Genomic DNA, 21,687 nt, shown 5'->3' with positions numbered 1-21,687 from the left:
AAAAATTTATAAAACTTTTTTAACTTTTAATAAATTATTTTCTTTCTCAATAAATTGATCTATTAAATATTTGTCTTTTGTATTTATTACGTCATCATTTCTTAACAAAATATCTTTCTCAAATACAACACCTTCTTTTTTCAAAAATTTATGATCTTGAACTTTTTTCATATAATCAAGTACTCCTAATATTTTAGAAAAAAAACTATCAGATTCATTGTCTTTAATTTCTAACCTTGCAAGATATGCAATTTTTTTTAATTCATCTTTTTTACTCATAAATATTATTTAAATTTTTTTTGGTTATATAAAATTTTCTCTTGATTCATACGAATTACTTTCAAAGATTGAAGAGCTAGCCCTATTATAATAAAAAGTATTCCTAAAATGTTCAAAAATCCTCCAACAAAAGCATATATTTTATAAGGAGAAAGTTGTCCATAATTAATATAATAAACAAGAATAAATATATCTGGAATTAAACCAAATAAAAATAATACAAAACCAATTCCACCAAAAAGAAATAATGGTCTATAAGATATCAGTGAATTTATCATTATTAAAATAGTCTTTATTGCATACTTGAAAAGATTAGAAGATATATGAGACTTTCTATTGTCAAAATATTGCACTGAAATTGGAACTTCTAAAAATTGTTTATTTTTTACACATAGATCAAGTATTGTTTCATGAGTATATGTAAATTTTCCAAATAAATTAAGATTCAAAAGTGCGTCTTTCGAATAAGCTCTAAATCCACACGAAACATCTTGAAATTTGTAACCTGTTATAAAATTTATTATTTTTGACATTATAATATTTCCAAAAAATTTTATAGTTGGCATATTTTTTGGCTTTCCATTTTTAAATCTATTACCAAGTACAATATCTGATTTTTTTTCGAGTATCGGTTTAATAACTTTTTCTATTTCTTGTGGATCAAACTGGTTATCAGAATCTATGGAGAGCAAAATATCTGCACTATTGTTAATTGCATATTCTAGTGCATCTTGAAATGAAATACTTAAACCCATATTTTGGATATGACTAATTATACTAACATTATGTTGTTTTAGTATATTTAACGATGAATCACAAGACCCATCTTCTATAGCCAAAACCTCCAAAATATCTATATTTGGTATGTTTTTAGGTATTCTTTCTAAAACACTCAGAATATTAGCCTCTTCATTATAAACTGGCAAAAATATTATTAATTTCATATAAAGTATTATATAATAATCATATCAATTTAAAAACATTAAATAAAGCTCATGAAAATAAAAGAACAAATAAAAAATCCTAATTTTATAATATTTTTGATAGGATTTTCATCTTTTTTCCTAGTATTAATAAATTATATAGCTATAAATATAATAAACAATAGACCAATATTACAACAATTTTATAATAACTCGTTTTATATAATTTTTTTAATAGTTTTTTTATTTGGTCTATCATATATATTTTATATAATATCCTACAAAAAATACAAAATTCCATTTGAAATTAAAATAAATTTTAGCATTTTAAAGGTAATTATTTCTTTTATATTGATAAGTTTTACTCTTATTAGCCTATGCAGTGTTATATTTTTTATGACCCCAGAAGGACAAACAATAAAAAATATACTGTTTTCAAATAATTATGATATTTTAAAAGTGATAATGAACCCACTTGTATTAATATTTACAAATATAATATCTATATCTATACTCTTTTTAATCATAATAAGTATAGGACAAAAAATAAGTAAAATATTAAAAATAAATTTAGATAATTCTATACTCCATCTTTTAGATATTGCACTTGGATTTGCAACATTGTCTATATTTATACTTCTATTATCTTTTATAAATAAAGTAAATATAATTGGCATATTGATCCTTTTAACCGCATTATCTATATTTTCCTACAAAGAAATATTTTACTATGTAAAAAATATATACTCTTATAAATTTGAATATAGGGAAAAATATTTTTCATCTAACAATTTTTTCTTAAATATAATTATAGTTTTTGTATTTATAACATTTATAAACTTTTTGACACCACTTAGTTCTGGTTGGGATTCTATAGTAGCATATACAAAAATACCAAAACAAATATCAGAGACAAATTCTTTTGTATACAATGATTATTCCCCATTTTTTTATGCAGCAAATCTTCCTATGACAATAGGCTTTACGTTGTTTCACGATGATTCCATTGCAAAAATGTTTTTGTTTGTATTTTCAATATTAGATCTTATTTTACTTTGCGTATTTACAAAAAAAATATTCAAACATAAAAAATTTTATTTTATATATCCTCTATTGATATTTCTTATGCCTTTTTGGAACTGGATGTTAGACAAGGAAAATAAAATAGAATTGGTATTAATATTTTATATAATGTTTGTTATATTATTATTTTTTGAATATCTTGAAAAAAAAGATAAAAATATTATATATTTATCATCCTTTATACTAGGATTTGCATGGACAATAAAAATAACATCTATTCATATTATAATAATACTTGCACTACTATATGCTTACTATATTATTAGATATGAAAAATTAAAAATTATAAATATATTAAAAATTGGATTTTTATCTTTTATTATATTCTTCATACCACTACTCCCGTGGGTAATAAAAAATAGTTTGGATTACAATAAATTTACACCAAAAATATTTTATCAACTTCAAAATAAATCAGAAAAGTTTTTGGATATATCTGAATATGCATATTTGAATAATTATAATGATGATAATATAGAAGATGTTGATGGTAATGAAAGTTTGAAAAATAATAGATATATTATTAATAAAGACTTTAAAAATTATTTGATTAGTATTTGGCACTACACTATACCTCCAAGTATAGGAAATCATTTTCCGGAAATTGGATTGGTATTTATTTCTATATTACCAATATTAATTCTTTTTTATATACTAAAGAAACATAACAAAAATATAAACATCCTATTATTTATAACAATACTCTATTTTATAATATTTATGATTATAAACAGGGGTAACCCTGCTCCATGGTATGGAATAGGATTTTTCTTTTTACTGTCCACTATATCTGGATATTTTATATTGAACACAAAAGACAGTCTTACAAAAACACTGCTAACGATGATTATAATAATACAAGTAATATTAACTATGTCATACAAAAATACTGGTTTTATTACAGATATAAATAAAAAATTATTATACTTTTATGGACAAATAAATATTTTAGAATATCAGGATTTAATAAATGGTAGTACAAGCGCATCTATGATAACAATTTTAAGTAATTTACCTAATGATGGATATATATACACAACTGGTAATTCATATGAATATTATACAAAGGATGCATACAAAAGATTTGCCCTCTCTGACAGAAAAAAAGTATTATACACAGTATTAAAAAAAAGATACAATGACGAAGAAATATATAAAATATTTCAAAAAATTAATTTAAAATATTTTCTATTAATAGAATATAAAAACGACTTCTATAATTTTCTAAGCTCAAAATCTAAAACATGTATAATAAAAAATATAAGAAACAAGGATGAATGTCTTTTATTTCAATTGTTTTAAAATTAAGAAGTCATATCAATAAATTCTTTTTCATTTATGATATTTATATTTAATTGTTTTGCCTTTTCATATTTAGAACCTGGCTCGTTTCCAACTAATAAATAATCTACATTTTTACTAATTGATGAACTAATTTTTCCTCCCTGTGATCTTATAATATTTTTTGCTTCATCTCTTCCAAATTTCTCCAAGGATCCAGTTAAAACAAAAGTTTTTTCAATAAGTTTATGATCTTTTTTTGTATTTTGTATTTTTAAACCCAATTTAAATAAATCATCTATTAAATTCAAATTTTTTTTATTGTGAAAATATTTATAAACACTTTCTGCTACTTTTGGTCCTATATCATAAACATCATTTATTTTTTCTAGTGTTGTGTTTGTTAAATTTGCAATAGATCCAAATCTATCAGCCAATAATATACTAGTTTCTTCTCCTATATGTCTTATTCCTAATGAGTATATAAATTTAGATAAAGTTACTTTTTTGCTATTATTTATAGATTCTATTAAGTTGTCAGACGACTTATCTGCAAATCTTTCGAGTGGAACTAGATCATCTTTTTTTAATCTAAAAATATCTGAAATATTTTTTATAAGACCAACTGCCATCAACTGCTCTATAATCCTAATACCCATTCCGTCTATATTCAATGCTTTTTTTGAAACAAAATGCACTATATTTTCTTTTTGTACTGAATAACATGTTGAATTGGAACAATAATAATTTACTTCCCCATCTTTTTTAAATACATCACTGCGACAAATTGGACACTTTTTTGGAATTATAATTTTTTTCTCTAAACCTGTTCTAAGTCTTGGTAGAACTTTTACTATTTCTGGAATAACATCACCGGCTTTTTGTATTACAACAGTATCTCCTATCAAAAGCCCAAGTCTATTTATTTCATCAAAATTATGTAGAGTTGCTCTAGATACACGAGATCCAGCTAAAAATCTTGTTTCCAAAATAGCAACTGGAGTAAGAGCACCAGTTCTTCCAACTTGTACTATCACATCAAGTACTTTTGTGGTTACTTGTTCGGCTTGAAATTTATATGCTATCATCCATCTTTCTGATTTACCAATACTACCCAATTTTAATTCAATATCAATATTATTTGTAACTATAACAACTCCATCTGTAAGATAATCCAATGACTTTCTTTTTTTATCCCATTTATTTAAATATGTTTTTACCTCTCCTATATTTTTACAATATTCATTATGAGGATTAACTCTAAATCCTAATTCATGTAAAATTTCATGAACTTCTTCATGTGTCTTTTGACCAATATTTTCTTTTATATCATAGGCAAAATAAATAAGTTTTCTACTGGCTGTAATGCTTGGGTCAAGCTGTCTTATACTTCCAGCTGCTACATTTCTAGGATTTGCAAAAAGTGCTAAAGATTTTCCCTTTCTTTCTAAATTTAATTTATTAAAATGAGTTTTACTAAGCAATACCTCTCCTCTTATAGTTAATATTTCTGGTAAGTTATATTTTTTTGACTCTTTGAGTTTCAATGGAATACTTTCTATTGTCCTGATATTATTCGTGACATCTTCTCCTATAGATCCATCACCTCGAGTTGCGGCATTTTTCAAAATTCCTTTTTCATAAGTAAGAACTATTGTAAGTCCATCTAATTTCAATTCACAAAAATAATCATAATTACCATCTGCTATTTTCTTATTTCTCAGCTCCCAATCAAAAATTTCTTCAGGAGTAAAAATATCTTGCAAAGATAAAACTGGAAATCTATGAGTAACTTTTTCAAATTTATCAAGCGCCTTACCACTAACTCTCAGACTTGGGGAATCACTTGTAATAAATTCTGGATATTGATTTTCTAAATCAACCAATTCTTTTTTTAAAGAATCAAGAGCCCCATCACTTATCTCTTGTTTATCCAAGACATGATACAAATATCTATTATATTCTATTTCTTTTTTTAATTTTTCTATTCTGATTTTTATATGCTGATTTATCATTCTAATACTTTTATTTGTAAATTTTTTTCTACCATAGAATCTTCTGCATCTATTACTACAACTCTAAAAGAGTAAATACCTGGATCACTAACTACAATACCCGTTATAGTTCCATCCTCTAAAATTTTTAATTCACTTGGAATAGTACCCGAAATCAATTTCCAACGATAAGGCAAAATACCATTTATAGCATTAAGATGATTAATATAAACATTATCTCTAACAGCATCATTTAAAGCAACAGTTGTTATAAACAAATCCTCACTAAACCATCCCTCTGAATATGCTCCTATATCTTTAATCAAAGATTTTTCAGAAAATATTACATAATCAAACAACCCAGAAAGTGGACTAAATTTTCTTAAACTTGCAGATAATGCTTGCTTATTTGACTTATTACTATTAGCTGGATATTGACCTATACTTTTTATATTATATATATTTTTGAATGGAATAATACTTCCAGAACTATCATAGGCAACAAGACGTAAATTATATACATCACAATATAATGCTTTTAGCCTAAATTGATAAGATTTATTTGGTTCAAAAGTTACACCACCTACATTATCTATATTATTATTTTCAGAATGCATAAACGATACACCATCCAAAAGAGATTTTTTTATATGGTCTTGATTTACACCGGTAAACCAATTTATAGATCCACTAGCATCCCAATCATTGGATGTAATTTCTATCCAAGAATTACTATCACAATTATCATCCCATCCTATCTCTAAATAAGACAATTTGCTTATATATAAAAGATTTTCTGAATCAAACAAATCTACCTGAAAAAATTGATCTTCATATATACCAGTAGTAATTCCATACATCTCATCTGTAACTTCTCTTGTAAAAGAACTATTACTATATACCAAATTTTCCTCAGTCACATTAAGCTCAGAAATGTCTGAATATGCTTTTTTTCTAATTTTATATATAGCTTGTTCATTGCCACTTTCTGCAGTATAAAAAGCTATCAATGCATTATCAGAATTTACGGACTGAGATATTTGACGTAAAGACAAAGCACTAACATACAAAACGCTAGACAGTAGTGCTGATATTATAAGTAAAGATAACAATAATACTGAACCTTTTTTATTCATATTAAAAATATTATTCTTTATATTGCCTTGAAGATATACTAGTTTGTATTATCATAATACCATCATTACTACTTTCATCATTATATTTTATCTTCATAAATAAAGTTACAAGTGGTTGAGCTTTTACAGACTCAGCTTGACTAAATGGATTATTAATAGGACTTATATAAAATTTTAAATCTTCAATATAAATATTACTCGTACTGAGTTCATGCCAAGTATCATTTTCATCATACTTTATTCTCAAGATACCATTATTATTATCAAAATAAACATGATTTTCAGAAACATCTTTGAGTGCTAAAACTAATTCTGGATTTGAAACAGCACTAGAATAATAATCATAATTAATAGTTCCCAATCTAATTTCTTTTGACATTACATCAATTATATATCTAACCTCATTTTGAACTTTTTGTTTTGCAACCATTTTACCATTAGCTCTAAATGTAGAAATAAATATACCCAAATACATAGTCATAATAATAGAAAATATAGCAGTAGCCACTATCATTTCCATAATAGTAAAAGCTTCAAAATTGTGTTTTTTTCTAAACATAATTATTTCCAATTATATAAATGATCTTCAAGTGTGATTGTATTCATTCTATCTAAATTTTTCCAACCAACCCTTGAGATAACTTGCAAACCAATTTTCTCCAATGAAAAATCGGAACAATGTTCATCGTAACAATTTTCATTATCACACATTAGATTGTCCTTACCTAAAATAATTTCATTATTCCCATCAGCACATATTTCATTTATAGTAAGCATTTTATAAAAATATGTTTTTGTTACAAATTCCGGTAAATAACTAATACCAAAAATATCATAAAAATATTCATTTGGATATGTTTCTATATTTATAAGACTAACCTTGCAAAACAAGGCACCATATTGCATAAAACTACCACCAAAATTATCAAAGTTTTCATCTATACAATTTTCCCAAGATAAACCGAGAGAATTTACAATATATTTAAAATCCCCTTCCGATAAATAATTATTATAAATATAAAAACTGTTCTCTGGATGTTCTTCATTTATTGTTACACCATTATTATCTGAATCATTATAAATTAATGAATCATCCCATTCCGCCTCTCCTGTTTCTGAATCTGGATTTAACCAATTAGTATCTCTAATATTTCTTACTATCTCTATTTGTTCTCTCGCCAAATTAGAAGCTATAAGCATATTGTGGTTGAAATTTTGTGCCTGAATATTATAAGAAACTAAATTCATAATAGACAAAAGCGCTACTATAAAAAGATAAATGGTAATAAAAACTTCTATAAGACCCTGTCCTCTATTATCTAAATCTAAAAAAATTTTTCTTGTTTTTAACATAATTTTAATTAGCTACATAATCAGACCATATTCTACTTGTAGCTATATCTATAGTAATTTTCCAAAAACCAGATATGTCATCATCAACAAGCTTTATATAACATTCTGTATAATCCAAACTACTATTAACTATAATAGATGCTCTTGGTGGATAAAATAATATATCTAAACTTTCATTTAAATCAGATAATGAAACATAATCTTCATTTTCAATAGAATAACAAAAAATATCATCTATATATATATCTTTATTTATAATGGACGTAGAATTTATAGAATCATCTACATCCAGGATTCCTGTAGAGGTATTATCAGATCTATCTCCATATATAGTATATAAATTATTTAAAATATTAAAATTTATTCCATAACCATTCCCTGGTAAAGTACCACCTATCTGTTTTCCAGTAAGAGACATGTTTTGAGTAGCTCTTATAGAATCTTCAATATCAAAAGCTTGTAATTTAAAATTATCTGCTCTCTTTGAACTTCTAAAATTAGCTATTGTAACAGAAAAAAGAATTATAAATATAGCCATAGATATAAGTAATTCTATAAGAGTAAAGGCTATTTTTTTGTTACAAATTATTTTCATGTTATATTCAATATTGATAAATACCAATTCAAAATAACATCTCCAAAAACAAATACAAACCAAATACTAATGGTTAAAAATGGTCCAAATGGAATTTTACTGGAAGAATTTTTTTTACCTAAAATAATAAGAAATATACCAAAAAAACTACCAATTATATAAGACATAAATATACAAAGCAGTGTTAACTGCCAGTTAAATAAAGATCCTATCATAAGTCCTATCAAAACATCTCCACCACCAATCCATTTACCACTTGATACAATATATTGAATCCAAAAAAATAAAAATCCTATAGCAAGAGATATAATAATATTTAATAGATTAAAATTAAAAAAAATTCTATATAAAAGAGAAACTGCAATTGCTGGATAAATTATTTGATCAACTACTAAATAATATTTTAAATCATATATAAATATAATAAGTAGAAACAATGTAATAATAAGATAAAAAAACAAAAATAATGAATTGTTTATAAAAATATAAGCAAAGGCAAACAAAACTCCTGTAAAAAATTCTACTACAAAATATTGAAAAGATATCTTTTTTCTACAATACTTACATTTGCCAAGTAAAAATATATAGCTAAAAAATGGAAACAAATCAAAAAATCCCAAGCTATGCTTACAATTTGGGCAATATGATCGTCCCATTATAGTTTCTTCTTTGTTTATACGATAAATAAGGCAATTTATAAAACTACCAAAAACACCACCCAAAATGAATAAAAATGCTATATACATAACATAATTATAACATAAAATAAGATATAGGAATATCTATAATTTTTGGTTTATTTAGACTAATAATAGTAAAATTATTTTATTATAAAATTTTGTCCTGTAATATTATTTGCTTTGTCAGATGCAAGAAAAACAATTTTTTTTGCAATTTTCTCAGGTTCAATTAATTTATGTTTGGGCATTATTTTTAACATATCTTTTATTTCCTTTTTTGAGGCATTTAGCCAATATCCAGAATTTACAACCCAGGGACAAACTGAATTTACCCTACCAAATGGAAATAAAAGTTTTGCATAACTTTGGGTTATATTTATTATTCCTGCCTTTGCAACAGAATAAGAAATTGCATCATGTGCACCATATAACCCCAATCTAGATGAAATATTTATCATAACTCCATTTTTTTGTTTTAAAAAAATTTCAATTACATGCTTTGAAATATTCATCGTGGATATTAAATTTTGCTCTATAGATCTTAACCAAATATTTGAAGATTTATTCCATTCATCTCCATTTAGATAAATCCCAGCATTATTTACCAGAATATCTATTTTTCCAAATTTTTTGATTACTATATTTATAAATTTTTTTATTTGTTTTTCATTTGTTAAATCAACTTTTACTGCAAATGCAGTTTTACCAAGATTTTTTATTTCATTTATTGTTTCATCGGCACCTTTTTTATTTTTTTTATAAGTAATAATTATATTTGCACTATTTTTCGCAAACATAATAGCAGTAGCTTTTCCAATTCCACTTGATCCACCAGTTATTAATACCAATTTATTTTTAAACATATTTATTTTATACCACTAATAATAAAATTATACTGATCGGAAACATTATAAAATAAGAAATTGGTAAATATTTATTTTTACTAACCTTTATCCAACCCTTATGCCACCAAATAGAACCATTTGGTCCTTTTAATAATTGCTTTAGAGAATCAAATCTCCAGTTTAATAAAAACCACAAAAAATCTTCAAATACCAAAACTGCAACAAATCCAGATAAAAGTAAAATTATATTTTGAGTAATAAAAATATATTCTAATAAAAATATTGCTGGAATAATAAATCCAAACATAAATAAATGATAATTGAGTGGTGATTCTACATTAAATATTCTTACAAAAAATTTTACAATTTTGTTTTCTGGGATAAAAGGCTTTGCATACCACTTATTTTTTAGCCAAGAACTACCCCATCCTCCACTTGGCTCTATACAAATTTCAAAAATAGCAAGAGGTAAAGCAATTAACAAAATGTTTAAAATGTAAATTAAATATTTTTCCATATATTTCTATTTTAATTTTATTTCAATATTTTTCCTGTTTTTAAATACCATACATACAGATCAAGCTCACCCTGAGCCATATTCAATTTTCCACAAACTTTATACATTATTTTTTCTATTTCCAAATATCTCCTTGGCGTTAAAGTCTTTTTATTATCTATTAATCTATTATCAATTAAACTATTAATTATGTGACGATCTAAAATTGCATAATCAAATATTCCAACATTTCTAAGAAAATGTGACGACTCTTTCATTCCAAGTCCTTTTATATTTTCTACAAGCCAAGTTCTGGGGTCATTTTCATTTTTCAAAATATCTTTTATATTTTTGTATTTTCTTGCTAGAACAATTCGCTCTGCTCTCTGAGGCCAAAAACGATGACCAGATTTTTTCAAAAATTTTGCCAATTTTTCTTCATTCCATTTCAAAAATCCACAACCTGACAATTGTTTTTGAATTTCAATTGATTCCTTTGCTTTCCAATTTGAAGTAAGTAAACAAAAACACAATTCATAAAACCATTCTGTATTTCCATTTTTATTCATAACTCTAAATTCAGATAATCTTTTATCAATTACTTTTTTTATATCTGTTTTTTTTAATTCTTCAATTTGTTTTATTAATTTTTTCATCTTATTAATCTTCTATTTTTTTTATTACCAATTCTAAAAATGTACCAGCCATTTTAAATATATTAATATTAAACTTCTTTGTATCAACAATCTTTTGCAAACTTTCTTTTATAGCAGATACTCTACTCTCAAAATCTGAACCATTTGTTTTTGCAAGTTGTATTGGATATATTCTACATTTTCCATTTTTGTTTAACAAAAGTGATATATTATCAAACAATAATTTGATCTGATTCTCATCATCAAGATACATTGGGACAGAAAAACTAGCCCATATTTCATCTGCTTTGCCAATACCTCTATTTTTTAACTCTTCTACTAAATTTTCTGACGATGCATCTATTTTTAGCAAATTATATTGCACTTTAGAATTTTTTATTATTTCAGATATCTTTTCCTCATCTACAAATGGATCAATATTTGTAATACTTTTTGGTTTGAAATCTGTGGAACTCAACAAATCCTGACATGAATATCCACCACCTAGAAGATATATATTTTTACCATTTACACAGCTTTGTATATATTCTTTTTGTTCCTGAACATTTATTTTTGGGACAAAAAACATAGATGAACAATAATGCGCACATCTATCAGATAATTTAGTATTAATTTTTGCATCTTTGTAAAAAACTCTTTCTCTACCAGTATCATCAAAATTATCCTTTTGATCATTCACAAATCCACCACCACTTGAAATAGTTAAAGAATTTAAATATTGTTGATTTTTCTCTTTGTTAAAATCGTCATCTTCAGAAATTTCCATTGCATTAGCAAAAATTTTACTCAAATCTTCTTCCTTCAATTTACTCATTCCAAAAAATGGAGGGTGGATACTTAAATTCGATTCATTAGATTCTATATTAATTAGTTTTATATACTGTATTATTCTATACAAATACTCATCCTTTGTTTCACCTTCTTGTATTTCAAAATTTATCTCCGCTTCTTTATCTTCAATTGGATTTATATCAAAATTTTCAAATCTATTTATCATACGTTTATATTACTATTCAATTTGTTTTATTAATTTTTTCAACCCATTAGATGTTTTTTTGTAATTATATATCATATAATTTTATATTAATCCATTAAAACTTTATATTATTTATTAAATATATTATCTAACGGATTTCATGTTTTGTTATAACATTTACTCTTTTACAATATTTATATATAGGACATACACCACATTTTGGATTTATTGGCTTGCATAAATTTTGCCCAAATAAAACTAATATATAATTTATTTTTCTCCAATATTTTTTATTCAAGTTTTGTCTCAAATAAATTTCTGTTTCAAATGGATTTTTTGTTTTCAAATGTCCTAATCTATTTAAAATTCTATGAACATGAACATCAACACATATTCCAGGTTTATCAAATGCAATATTTACAACCAAATTTGCTGTTTTTCTACCAACACCAGGAAGTTTCAAAAGTTCATCAATTTCACTTGGAATTTTATATTTATATTGCTTTTCCAGAATATTTGCAAGTAATTTCAAATGCCTTGTTTTTGTTTTATAAAATCCAACGGGATAAAGTAATTTTTCTAAATTCTTGTCGCTTATATTTTTTAGATCTTCAATATTTTTTACGTGTTGAAATAAATTATTACAAACTTTTGCCGTAGTTTCATCTTTTGTACGAGATGATAAAATTACAGATAGCAAAATTTTGAAAGGATCATTTGTTTGTTTCTTTATATAATCTGCATATGGCAAATCATATTGAGATACAAACTTTTCTAAAATTTTTAATATTCGCTTCACAATACTATTTTAAAGATTTAATATATTCTATATGATTTTCCGGTAAAGAAAATTGTTTTGCACCAATAATAATACTTTCATAATAAGAATCACTTGGGTTAGATTTTGTATCATCATTTTCTACTATATAAACCTGGGCACTAAAAATACCAAAATCATTTTTTATTTTTACTTCTCTTCTTTGATAAAGATTTGGATAACCCTCAGACCTATCTAAATTTTTCATACAGGAATTATTCACTTTATATAAAACACCATATACATTATTATTAATTTCTTTTGATTCTCTGATATTAGCATATCCTCTTCCATAAAAATAAAAAACATAATTATTTAAAACAGAATTATTAAAAGCAACAAAATTTTCTTCTCCGCAACGAGATTTCATAATATCCAAATTCATATTAGAACCATATGCAAAATAATATATCTCTCTATTATCATCAATTTTTCCAGAACCATTTGGATTATAGCCATTTATCACCTCTGATCCATCTAAGTAGGTATCATTGTCTGAATCTATATTATTTTTGTCTGTTTTATAATAGTCTTCATAAATATCTAGGAGTCCATCTTTATCAGAGTCTAATAATGCCTCAATATTCAAAGCATTATCTAATTCAAAAATTTGTTCTGTAGATGTTGCGACTTCCATATCTATAGTAGTCGTAGAAATACTTTCCATTTCATCTACAACATCTTCAACATTCTCATTATCGTCTTCTTCAATATTTATGTTTTTATCTATAAGATTGCTTTTTGCAATTTGAAAATATTCAACAATACTATCTTTGAAAAAGAAAAATATAGTTCCAAATAAAATTATTATTATAACAAAAAATATAAAAAATTTTAATTTTTTGAATTTTTGTTTTTTATTTGGTTTTGGTGTATTTGAAAAAATTGTTTCTTTTAGATGATCTACTTTTTCTGTATAATTTTCCGGACCACTTGAAACTATAGGCTTTGTGATATCCACAATATTATCATTTATAACACTATTTTTTTTATCTAGATCTTCAAACATTTATTTTGATATTAATTTTTCAGTAAAACTAATTGGCTCATCAGATTCTACACTATTAGCACAGACGGTTATATTATTTTGAGAATCTCTAGAAACAAAATAACCAGTTTCTTTATTTGTCTTTATAGGATTTATAGGTATAGAATTAAGAATTCCTTTGTTTATTAATACAGATAAATCTACCAATTCGCTACATTTACTTCCAATATTACTACAAATTTCATTATTATCAGATAAACAATCTCCTGATTTAATTGATTCTGGGATAATTCCTGTATCAACATAATACATTTGAAGAGCCATTAATATTGCTCTAATATCTAAATAAATTTTGCTAGTATTCGCCTTTAATTTTAAAGAGTTCTCATCTACAAAATTTATACTTATTTTATTTGAAGAATAATTATTCAATAAATTAATATAATCTTCTGGTAGACCATTTTGCTTGGCCCCAGATACAAGAACTGTAAGATAATATAAATCTGGTACTGATGTTGTTATACTATCTTTCGCCGTATAAACCACTGCATCAAATTCCCCTAAATTATTTTTTACTTTTAATATATTCTTATTATATAGAACTAAACTACTTTTATCCATAACATTTAACAATTTTTCATTTATTTTATATAGCACTCCATAAACATTTTTATCTTTTGAAACTTTTATATTCGAAGAAGTGTCTTTGTAAAAATAAAAATCATACCCACTTAAAACAGAACTCCCAAAACTAATAAAATTATTCTCTCCATAAAGGTCTATCATATTTTCCATGTTCATAGCAGGACCATATGCAAAATAAAATATATTTTTATCATCATTAAGTTCTCCAGAGCCATTTGGATTGTAACCATTTATTACTTCAAACCCATCTATATAACCATCTTTATCAGTATCTGAATTGTTTATATCTGAATTATACTTTTCTTCATAAATATCCAAAAGCCCATCTTTATCAGAATCTTTTAACTCAATTACCTCAATAGAATAATCATTAAAATTATTTATGATATTTTCCATAGAAATAGCATCTCTTGGTTCTTCTATAGTATAGTTTTCTAATTTATTAAACTCTGTAGAAAATGCAGTATTTATTTTTTGGCTATTATTACTTTCAGGATTTATTAATTTCAAAATATCAAGATCATTTATATATAAATAAATACCATATATTGTCTTTGATTTTTTATCTACAAAAATTGAAATATCTAGTTTATCACTAAGAGTATTTAATATATTAATACTTTTACCAAATTCTTCATCTTTACCAAGTTTATAATTTTCATATTTATTATAAAATTTGTTATATACATCATCTGACGAAAAATTCTTTACTAAAATTAATACAAGATCAATTGCCTTATCTTTTTTTATTTTTAATTTTATTTCTTTGACAGATTGACCATTAACATATTTTTTACTATGTGGATCGTTAATATCAAAAAATTTAGACAAATGCATCATTTTTAATTTTTGTTCTTTTTGCGTCAAATCCATCTCTATCAATTTATTAAAATAAAAATTTAAAAAATTTGTAGGTTCTTGTTTTATAGAATAATATACCCATTGATCTTTAGGTCCTTCTAAGAATGGAATATTATCAGACAAATCTATTTTGCTATAAATTGATTCTTTATCAAATGTTTTAATAGAGAATTTTATAATTGGATTATTGTTTAATACAAACTGTACATATGACTCAGTGTCTTCATAAACATTTTTAAAATCATATTCAATATCAATTGATCCAGATTCACCTATATTACTACCGACAAAAGAACTTAAAAATTCAGATAACATAGCGTCATCTAGCTTCTGAAATCCTATGTTAATCTTTGTCTTATTACTGTAATTTTTGACATCAGTACCCCATGGAAATTTCATCTCAGAAATCAAAAACATTGCCTCTCCTTTGTAATACCAAAAACCAAAAGCTCCACATATAAACAAAATAAAAAATACAAAAATTATTGTTACTCTAATTGATATTTTTTTATTGGATTTATTTGGTTTATCAAAATTATCAATTTTGTATACAAATGTTTGATCAGAGGGATTATTGTTATTTATTTTATCAAGCATCTAAAAATTTAATTACTTTGATTTCCATAGCCCATGAATATTGCAATATATACGAGCTGTGACTTTATCTGCTTTAATATAAAACTCTGCCTCTGGTTTATCTGTAGGACTTAAATATTTTTTTCCAGATTTTCCATCTTCACTATTTATCTCAATCCATTCTATAAAATGATTTTCTTCCATTGGATGAGGAATTGATCCAACTTTTATAATATATCCAAAATCTGTTTTTTCTATTATAGGAACATGTTTTTCGTTTCCCATATCATCCGTTTTTTCATTTTCAAGTCTCATAGATTGCCCACAACAAACAAGTGATTCTGCTCCGATATTTAAAACTTCTACAATATTCCCACAAATATCACATTTATAGACTTCCTTTTTCTTTGTCATAGATTTTTTAGTTAAAAATTATAATGTTATAAAGTTAAAAAAAATTTTTGCAACTTAGTACTTTAAACTTTATTATCTGGTTTCAAAATATGCTTTTGGATGTTTACATGCTGGACATTCCTCTGGAGCTGACTCTGATTCATGAATATATCCACAATTTCTACAAATCCAATAAACTTTTTCAGTTCTTGTAAATGTAGTATTATTTTCTAAATTTTCTAAAAATTTTTTATATTTTTCTTCATGATTCTTTTCTGCCCTTCCTATTGCACGAAGCCTAGCTGCTATTTCAATAAGCCCTTCACTTTCTGCAATATCCGCAAATTCTGGATACATAGATGTATGTTCATGATTCTCACCAGCTATTGCGGATTTTAAATTTGCTATTGTATCACCTAAAACAGTAGAGCACTCTGACTCAACTTTTATTGTCTCCCCACTATTTGAATCAAGCTCATTTATAAATTTCATGAGAACTTTTGCATGTTCTTTTTCTTGATCTGCGGTAAGAGTAAAATTTGCACTTATTTCTTCAAACCCTTCTTTTTTTGCAATACTAGCATAATAAGTGTATCTATTTCTTGCTTGACTTTCACCAATAAATGCTTTTGCTAGATTTTTGATTGTTTCCATATTTTTTAATTAATTATTATTTATTTTTATTATAATTAAACTCGAATGAATCATTATATGAAGAAACCAAAGAAGGTATATTAGAAATTATTATAGACTCATCGTTTCTAAAAAAACCTCCAGTACTCCAATTATTTGTTCCAAAAACTATTACTTCATTATCTATAATTAATAAATGATGATGAAGAAAAGAATTTAATTTGTATTCATTAAAATTATTTTTTAATTCTTCATTTCTTCTAGCATCATCAATAATATACATATTATTTAATTTTTTATACTTTTTTTGATTTAACATATAAGCAAAAACAGAATTCTCCATAAATATATTACTATCATCTGTTAAAATCTCAACTTTTTTATTATCTGAAGTTAAAATTAAAGCTTTTGCAATGTCCATATCTGTCATTAACCATATCATAGACTTAATCTCTTTTTTTGAATCCTTTATTAAATTGAGCATTCTGTCTTTTATTCCATTATTTTTACCTTGAGGTCCAAACCAAACCTCTATAAATCCTTCTGGATATTTTATCAGTGCTGCAAATGGATTATATGAAGATATTTTTTTTCTTCCATAAAGACCAGAAAATATTCTATCAAATTCATTTGCATATATTTCAACAATTTCTGGACGATCAGTTTCAAAAATAAAACTAGGATCATATTTATCCTGAATAATAGTAAAATTATAAGAACCAAAAAAAAGTTTTTGAGAATCCTCACCTCTATCTATTATCATAAATTTATGATGCATATACTCTGAATATCCATTTTCATCTCTAGAAGTAATATCCTTTCTAAGTATTCCTTCTGGCATATCAACAAATAATTTATCATGCCTTTCCATATTCTTATTACTAAAAACTATAGAAACCTTTACTTTTCTTTTTACAGCATCATAAATAGAATCTCTGATTCTTTCGTCATCCATAGAATAAACAGCTATTTCAACACTTTTCTTTGCAGAATTAATTGCATCAATAACTAAACTAGATAAAATATTCCCGCCTAATTCATCATTAAAATATAAGTCACCAGAAAATGGCTCTTGTATATTTATTATCCTTTCTGGATTAAATATATTTTTTTTAGAATCAGATAGATTATGAGAAAATAAAACAACAACTACAATAATTAATAAAATCAAAAAAGCAAATGGTAAAATCCAAAAATTTAATTTTTTATAGAGTTTTTTTGATTTCTTCACCCAATTCATACTTTTGTTTATAGTTTAAATAACTGTTATTTTTAGAAGAAAAAATTATAATTATTGAATCTGGAAGACTCTTATCTAATACATTTAACACTTCTATTATATCATAGTAATTAGTATCAACCCAAAGATTATCAATAATGATAATACTTGGTTTATTCGAAATACAATACAATGCTTGTAAAAAAAAGGATGAGATAATATTTTCTAAAACAGGTTCACATGAAGAATTAAAGTTTTTTAAAGAAGTCATCTTTGAAGCAATAAAATTATTTTTTGATATTATCTCAATTGTTTTTTCTATATCACTAATACTAATTTTTTCTTTGTTTTTTCCCAAAATAAACTCTATCAAACTTTTTTGTGAACGTACATTGGAATCAAAAAAATATAAATCACTAAACAATTTTTGCCACACAGGATAATCAAACCTTTTATCATCTATTTTTACTTTAAAGGCTCTTGAATTATATATTTTTATTCCAGAAAAAATTTTGGCTATTGATGTTTTTCCGGAAAAATTATTCCCATAAAACAAAATCCTTTCACCTCTATTAAATACAAAGTCTAGATTTCTAAAATATTTACTTTCTTTAAAAATCTTAGTTTTTTTGACTGAAAAAGATATTTTATTTTCTATTTTTAATAAATTTTTTCTAAAAAATGGAGCCTTCCTATTTGATATTGTCAAAAATAATCCTAATTTAGCTGGAAAAATATATAAACCTACATTTAACGCTTGATTGAGCATTCTTGGAAAATAGAACAACAAAAACAAATATAAAAATCCACTACTTCCATTCAACAATCTAATCCAAGAAAAAAACTCATTAGAAAAAAAATTTATAAACACAACAACAAATAAAACAAATGCAGATACAAAAATAGAACTCATTTTTATCCAAATATCTCTCCTTATACGGAAAAAAGAATCTATATTAACCAAACGATCAAATTTATCTAAAACAAAACTTTCATTATTAAAGTTTTTATTAAAATATCTCTCAGACAAATTGATATCTATATGTTTCATAATCTGAGAAAAAAAAGTAACTTCCTGAGAAACATACTTTTTGGATATAATATAAGCTACAATACCGATAATAATTGATAATAATAAAAAAAGAATTGAAACTATCAATAAATTCAAATCCGTCAAATAGGCAATCAACATTATTATTGAAAAATATATAAACCACCTTATAAAACCAAAAAAAACATTGGATACGCCCATTGAAACAAGTGGCAGTTGATAAGAAATTTTTGCTATTAAGTCCCCTTGTTTATCATAAGTCATACAATCAACAGGTCTTTCAATGAAAAATTTTAATATTCTACGCCTAATTTTATTAGTAAATAATATTGTTATTGTTTTTTCTTGTTTAATAGCTAAAAATGAACTAAAAATAAAAAATATAATAAATATTGTAAAAAATTGCCAAAAAAATGAACTCAAAAAATAATTATTACTAGATAATCTGTTCCTACTAAATATTATTAAAAGAGCCTCTATAGAACCAGATACAAAAATAAAAAAAATAAGTCTTAAAATATAAAATTTATGCTTTTTAAAAAAATTTAATAAATATTTATAGTGCAATTTAGAAAGTTTTATTTCTCTATATTTATTTCTAACGTTTCTAATTTCTTTTATAAGTTTAATTTGTTCTTTTATTTCTTCCATAGTGAAATTTTGAATAAAAATTGTATAAAGATACTATTTTAAAGTTTTTAATCTTTTTTTCTAATAATCTTCTATTTCTATATGAATATTTTTCATAAAAAAAATTCGTTAGAATATAAAAAAAATTTTCTGACATTTTTTTAATTTGTTCTGAATTATTTATTTGTGATTTATCTTTTACAATTTTTTGAAATTGATAATTAAAATTTCTATTTTCATTATTCATAACTCTCTTCAAAAATGACATCTTTTTTTTCATATCAAGATGCTTATATTTCAAAAAATTTTTCCAAGATGATTCAATACGTTTAATATATGCATCCTCCAGACTAATACATCCATTATAAAAGCTATATCCTAAAAAAGAAAATTTTTCTTTTGCAGAACCAATAAAAAGTTTATTATTGTTAACCAATAATTTTCTATTTTCCAAATCTTCAAGAATTTCTAATTTTATTTGATTTAACTTTTCTATATTTTTGTCAAATATTCCTATATCATCCCCTATTCTTATATAAAATGGGGATTTATTCTTATACTTATGATCTATATCTGTAAGATATAAATTTGTAAAAAGAGCTATTAATGGAACCCCTTGAACAAGACCATTTTTAGAAAGTTCTATTTTACCATTTTTATAAATTTTATTAAAAATAAATAGCTTTAATAAATCCAAAACCTTTTCATCATCAAATATTTTTTGAAGTTGAGAATACAAAATATTTTTGTCTATTTTATCTGAATAGTTTTCTAAATCTAATATAAGAACATAATCACTCAAAAAATTTTTTCTATATCTATGACAAAAATTTTTTGATGCTAAATATGGTGGTTTTCCAGGTCTATAAGAAAACAATCTATCTGAAAATATTTTTTCAAATTCTGGTAGTAAAATATTATAAATAGCCTGTGCCTTTATACGATCTTTTATATTATAAATAAAAATGTCCCGATATTTTTCGGGATTATTTTTTTTTGGAATAGAAACCAAAAGTGCTGGATCAATTTCTTTTTTCTCCAATAATTCCTTTTGACAAATATCTATTATATTCTTTGAATCAAGATCTATGTCTTGGATAAACAAATTATCTAATCCGTGATATTTCAAATTTTTACAATCTACTATAAACTTTTCCACTATATCTAAATAAGCAGATCTTAAATTACTAAAAGAAACAATTTTATCGAACATATTTTTAAAAATTACTCCCAATATATACAGCGAAATATCCACTATATATTAATTAAATCCAATGAGGTGGACCGAAAGGTCCATCAAAAAAACAATAAACCATTTCTATTTTGATCAATTCGATATTAACGAAATTAATAAATCAAAACTAAAATGATTGCTAATATCCCTATTTAAAGAGTTTTGAGAGTAATTTTCAAAAATATATATTTATATTATATTACAATTAGACTATTTATACAATGTACAGTTAACACTAATAGGTAACACTTGGTATACTTAGGGGTAACACTGTTAACTAATAAACAAATATATGCCTTTAAAACCAAGTTATCCAAAAGAAAAGCGAGTTTTATGGTATTTA

At 24.3% G+C, this 21,687-nt stretch carries 21 protein-coding genes; 1 reads left to right on the top strand and 20 read right to left on the bottom strand.

Features of this window, described 5'->3' with window-relative positions; translation table 11 throughout:
- Window positions 1-6 precede the first annotated feature (6 nt).
- On the bottom strand, window positions 7-279 hold the full coding sequence (locus PHZ07_03765) for an aspartyl/glutamyl-tRNA amidotransferase subunit C (protein ID MDD3284684.1): 273 nt from the start codon (window positions 277-279) through the stop codon (window positions 7-9).
- Between the two features lie 5 nt (window positions 280-284).
- Window positions 285-1,223, bottom strand: coding sequence for a glycosyltransferase family 2 protein (locus PHZ07_03760; GenBank protein MDD3284683.1), 939 nt, complete (start codon window positions 1,221-1,223; stop codon window positions 285-287).
- Window positions 1,224-1,274: 51 nt separating this feature from the next.
- Between PHZ07_03760 and PHZ07_03755 the strand changes: the two genes are divergently transcribed.
- Window positions 1,275-3,587 (top strand): hypothetical protein, encoded by a 2,313-nt coding sequence (locus PHZ07_03755; GenBank protein ID MDD3284682.1) that lies wholly within the window; start codon window positions 1,275-1,277, stop codon window positions 3,585-3,587.
- Window positions 3,588-3,589: 2 nt separating this feature from the next.
- Here the strand turns inward: PHZ07_03755 and ligA are convergent, their stop codons facing one another.
- From ligA to PHZ07_03665, 18 genes are all read right to left on the bottom strand, one after another.
- On the bottom strand, window positions 3,590-5,581 hold the full coding sequence (ligA, locus tag PHZ07_03750; protein ID MDD3284681.1) for an NAD-dependent DNA ligase LigA: 1,992 nt from the start codon (window positions 5,579-5,581) through the stop codon (window positions 3,590-3,592).
- Window positions 5,578-6,696, bottom strand: a complete 1,119-nt coding sequence (locus tag PHZ07_03745; GenBank protein ID MDD3284680.1) for a hypothetical protein — start codon at window positions 6,694-6,696, stop codon at window positions 5,578-5,580. Before PHZ07_03745 ends, ligA begins: the two co-directional genes overlap by 4 nt.
- Before the next feature lie 10 nt (window positions 6,697-6,706).
- On the bottom strand, window positions 6,707-7,255 hold the full coding sequence (locus PHZ07_03740) for a prepilin-type N-terminal cleavage/methylation domain-containing protein (protein MDD3284679.1): 549 nt from the start codon (window positions 7,253-7,255) through the stop codon (window positions 6,707-6,709).
- A gap of 2 nt (window positions 7,256-7,257) precedes the next feature.
- Complete coding sequence (locus PHZ07_03735) at window positions 7,258-8,049, bottom strand: hypothetical protein (GenBank protein MDD3284678.1); 792 nt, start codon at window positions 8,047-8,049, stop codon at window positions 7,258-7,260.
- A 4-nt stretch (window positions 8,050-8,053) separates the two neighbouring features.
- Window positions 8,054-8,644, bottom strand: coding sequence for a type II secretion system protein (locus tag PHZ07_03730; GenBank protein ID MDD3284677.1), 591 nt, complete (start codon window positions 8,642-8,644; stop codon window positions 8,054-8,056).
- The gene (locus PHZ07_03725) at window positions 8,641-9,390 is read right to left on the bottom strand and encodes a prepilin peptidase (protein MDD3284676.1); all 750 of its coding nucleotides are present in this window, start codon (window positions 9,388-9,390) and stop codon (window positions 8,641-8,643) included. The genes PHZ07_03730 and PHZ07_03725 overlap by 4 nt, the downstream gene beginning before the upstream one ends.
- A gap of 74 nt (window positions 9,391-9,464) precedes the next feature.
- Window positions 9,465-10,187 (bottom strand): SDR family NAD(P)-dependent oxidoreductase, encoded by a 723-nt coding sequence (locus PHZ07_03720; protein ID MDD3284675.1) that lies wholly within the window; start codon window positions 10,185-10,187, stop codon window positions 9,465-9,467.
- A 7-nt stretch (window positions 10,188-10,194) separates the two neighbouring features.
- Complete coding sequence (locus tag PHZ07_03715) at window positions 10,195-10,686, bottom strand: hypothetical protein (protein MDD3284674.1); 492 nt, start codon at window positions 10,684-10,686, stop codon at window positions 10,195-10,197.
- Between the two features lie 17 nt (window positions 10,687-10,703).
- On the bottom strand, window positions 10,704-11,321 hold the full coding sequence (locus PHZ07_03710) for an N-glycosylase/DNA lyase (protein ID MDD3284673.1): 618 nt from the start codon (window positions 11,319-11,321) through the stop codon (window positions 10,704-10,706).
- A gap of 4 nt (window positions 11,322-11,325) precedes the next feature.
- Entirely contained in the window at window positions 11,326-12,318 is a 993-nt protein-coding gene (locus PHZ07_03705) for a hypothetical protein (protein ID MDD3284672.1), read from the bottom strand.
- A 127-nt stretch (window positions 12,319-12,445) separates the two neighbouring features.
- Window positions 12,446-13,096 (bottom strand): endonuclease III, encoded by a 651-nt coding sequence (locus PHZ07_03700; protein ID MDD3284671.1) that lies wholly within the window; start codon window positions 13,094-13,096, stop codon window positions 12,446-12,448.
- A 4-nt stretch (window positions 13,097-13,100) separates the two neighbouring features.
- A complete protein-coding gene (locus PHZ07_03695; GenBank protein MDD3284670.1) occupies window positions 13,101-14,123 on the bottom strand; it encodes a gamma-glutamylcyclotransferase in 1,023 nt (340 codons plus the stop codon).
- The gene (locus tag PHZ07_03690) at window positions 14,124-16,205 is read right to left on the bottom strand and encodes a gamma-glutamylcyclotransferase (GenBank protein MDD3284669.1); all 2,082 of its coding nucleotides are present in this window, start codon (window positions 16,203-16,205) and stop codon (window positions 14,124-14,126) included.
- A gap of 12 nt (window positions 16,206-16,217) precedes the next feature.
- The gene (locus PHZ07_03685) at window positions 16,218-16,598 is read right to left on the bottom strand and encodes a desulfoferrodoxin (GenBank protein MDD3284668.1); all 381 of its coding nucleotides are present in this window, start codon (window positions 16,596-16,598) and stop codon (window positions 16,218-16,220) included.
- A gap of 72 nt (window positions 16,599-16,670) precedes the next feature.
- On the bottom strand, window positions 16,671-17,231 hold the full coding sequence (locus PHZ07_03680) for a rubrerythrin family protein (protein MDD3284667.1): 561 nt from the start codon (window positions 17,229-17,231) through the stop codon (window positions 16,671-16,673).
- 16 nt (window positions 17,232-17,247) lie between these two features.
- Window positions 17,248-18,450: a phospholipase D-like domain-containing protein gene (locus tag PHZ07_03675; GenBank protein ID MDD3284666.1), complete on the bottom strand. Its 1,203-nt coding sequence runs from the start codon at window positions 18,448-18,450 to the stop codon at window positions 17,248-17,250.
- Window positions 18,416-20,131, bottom strand: a complete 1,716-nt coding sequence (locus tag PHZ07_03670) for a hypothetical protein (protein MDD3284665.1) — start codon at window positions 20,129-20,131, stop codon at window positions 18,416-18,418. The genes PHZ07_03675 and PHZ07_03670 overlap by 35 nt, the downstream gene beginning before the upstream one ends.
- Window positions 20,106-21,323, bottom strand: a complete 1,218-nt coding sequence (locus tag PHZ07_03665; protein ID MDD3284664.1) for a reverse transcriptase/maturase family protein — start codon at window positions 21,321-21,323, stop codon at window positions 20,106-20,108. Before PHZ07_03665 ends, PHZ07_03670 begins: the two co-directional genes overlap by 26 nt.
- Window positions 21,324-21,687: the final 364 nt, after the last annotated feature.

Source organism: Patescibacteria group bacterium (genome assembly GCA_028692545.1).
Lineage (GTDB): Bacteria > Patescibacteriota > Patescibacteriia > UBA1558 > S5-K13 > STD2-204.
Note: the sequence above shows the minus strand (reverse complement) of the source record. Positions and strands in the feature narration are given on the sequence as shown.

Bases quoted from the DNA above. Each gene is read 5' to 3' on its own strand.
- PHZ07_03665 (MDD3284664.1), bottom strand. From the start codon at position 21,323: ATGTTCGATAAAATTGTTTCTTTTAGTAATTTAAGATCTGCTTATTTA.
- PHZ07_03765 (MDD3284684.1), bottom strand. From the start codon at position 279: ATGAGTAAAAAAGATGAATTAAAAAAAATTGCATATCTTGCAAGGTTA.
- PHZ07_03755 (MDD3284682.1), top strand. From the start codon at position 1,275: ATGAAAATAAAAGAACAAATAAAAAATCCTAATTTTATAATATTTTTG.
- PHZ07_03690 (MDD3284669.1), bottom strand. From the start codon at position 16,205: ATGCTTGATAAAATAAATAACAATAATCCCTCTGATCAAACATTTGTA.
- ligA (MDD3284681.1), bottom strand. From the start codon at position 5,581: ATGATAAATCAGCATATAAAAATCAGAATAGAAAAATTAAAAAAAGAA.
- PHZ07_03670 (MDD3284665.1), bottom strand. From the start codon at position 20,131: ATGGAAGAAATAAAAGAACAAATTAAACTTATAAAAGAAATTAGAAAC.
- PHZ07_03710 (MDD3284673.1), bottom strand. From the start codon at position 11,321: ATGAAAAAATTAATAAAACAAATTGAAGAATTAAAAAAAACAGATATA.
- PHZ07_03685 (MDD3284668.1), bottom strand. From the start codon at position 16,598: ATGACAAAGAAAAAGGAAGTCTATAAATGTGATATTTGTGGGAATATT.
- PHZ07_03745 (MDD3284680.1), bottom strand. From the start codon at position 6,696: ATGAATAAAAAAGGTTCAGTATTATTGTTATCTTTACTTATAATATCA.
- PHZ07_03720 (MDD3284675.1), bottom strand. From the start codon at position 10,187: ATGTTTAAAAATAAATTGGTATTAATAACTGGTGGATCAAGTGGAATT.
- PHZ07_03740 (MDD3284679.1), bottom strand. From the start codon at position 7,255: ATGTTTAGAAAAAAACACAATTTTGAAGCTTTTACTATTATGGAAATG.
- PHZ07_03760 (MDD3284683.1), bottom strand. From the start codon at position 1,223: ATGAAATTAATAATATTTTTGCCAGTTTATAATGAAGAGGCTAATATT.
- PHZ07_03735 (MDD3284678.1), bottom strand. From the start codon at position 8,049: ATGTTAAAAACAAGAAAAATTTTTTTAGATTTAGATAATAGAGGACAG.
- PHZ07_03705 (MDD3284672.1), bottom strand. From the start codon at position 12,318: ATGATAAATAGATTTGAAAATTTTGATATAAATCCAATTGAAGATAAA.
- PHZ07_03715 (MDD3284674.1), bottom strand. From the start codon at position 10,686: ATGGAAAAATATTTAATTTACATTTTAAACATTTTGTTAATTGCTTTA.
- PHZ07_03730 (MDD3284677.1), bottom strand. From the start codon at position 8,644: ATGAAAATAATTTGTAACAAAAAAATAGCCTTTACTCTTATAGAATTA.
- PHZ07_03680 (MDD3284667.1), bottom strand. From the start codon at position 17,231: ATGGAAACAATCAAAAATCTAGCAAAAGCATTTATTGGTGAAAGTCAA.
- PHZ07_03725 (MDD3284676.1), bottom strand. From the start codon at position 9,390: ATGTATATAGCATTTTTATTCATTTTGGGTGGTGTTTTTGGTAGTTTT.
- PHZ07_03675 (MDD3284666.1), bottom strand. From the start codon at position 18,450: ATGAATTGGGTGAAGAAATCAAAAAAACTCTATAAAAAATTAAATTTT.
- PHZ07_03695 (MDD3284670.1), bottom strand. From the start codon at position 14,123: ATGTTTGAAGATCTAGATAAAAAAAATAGTGTTATAAATGATAATATT.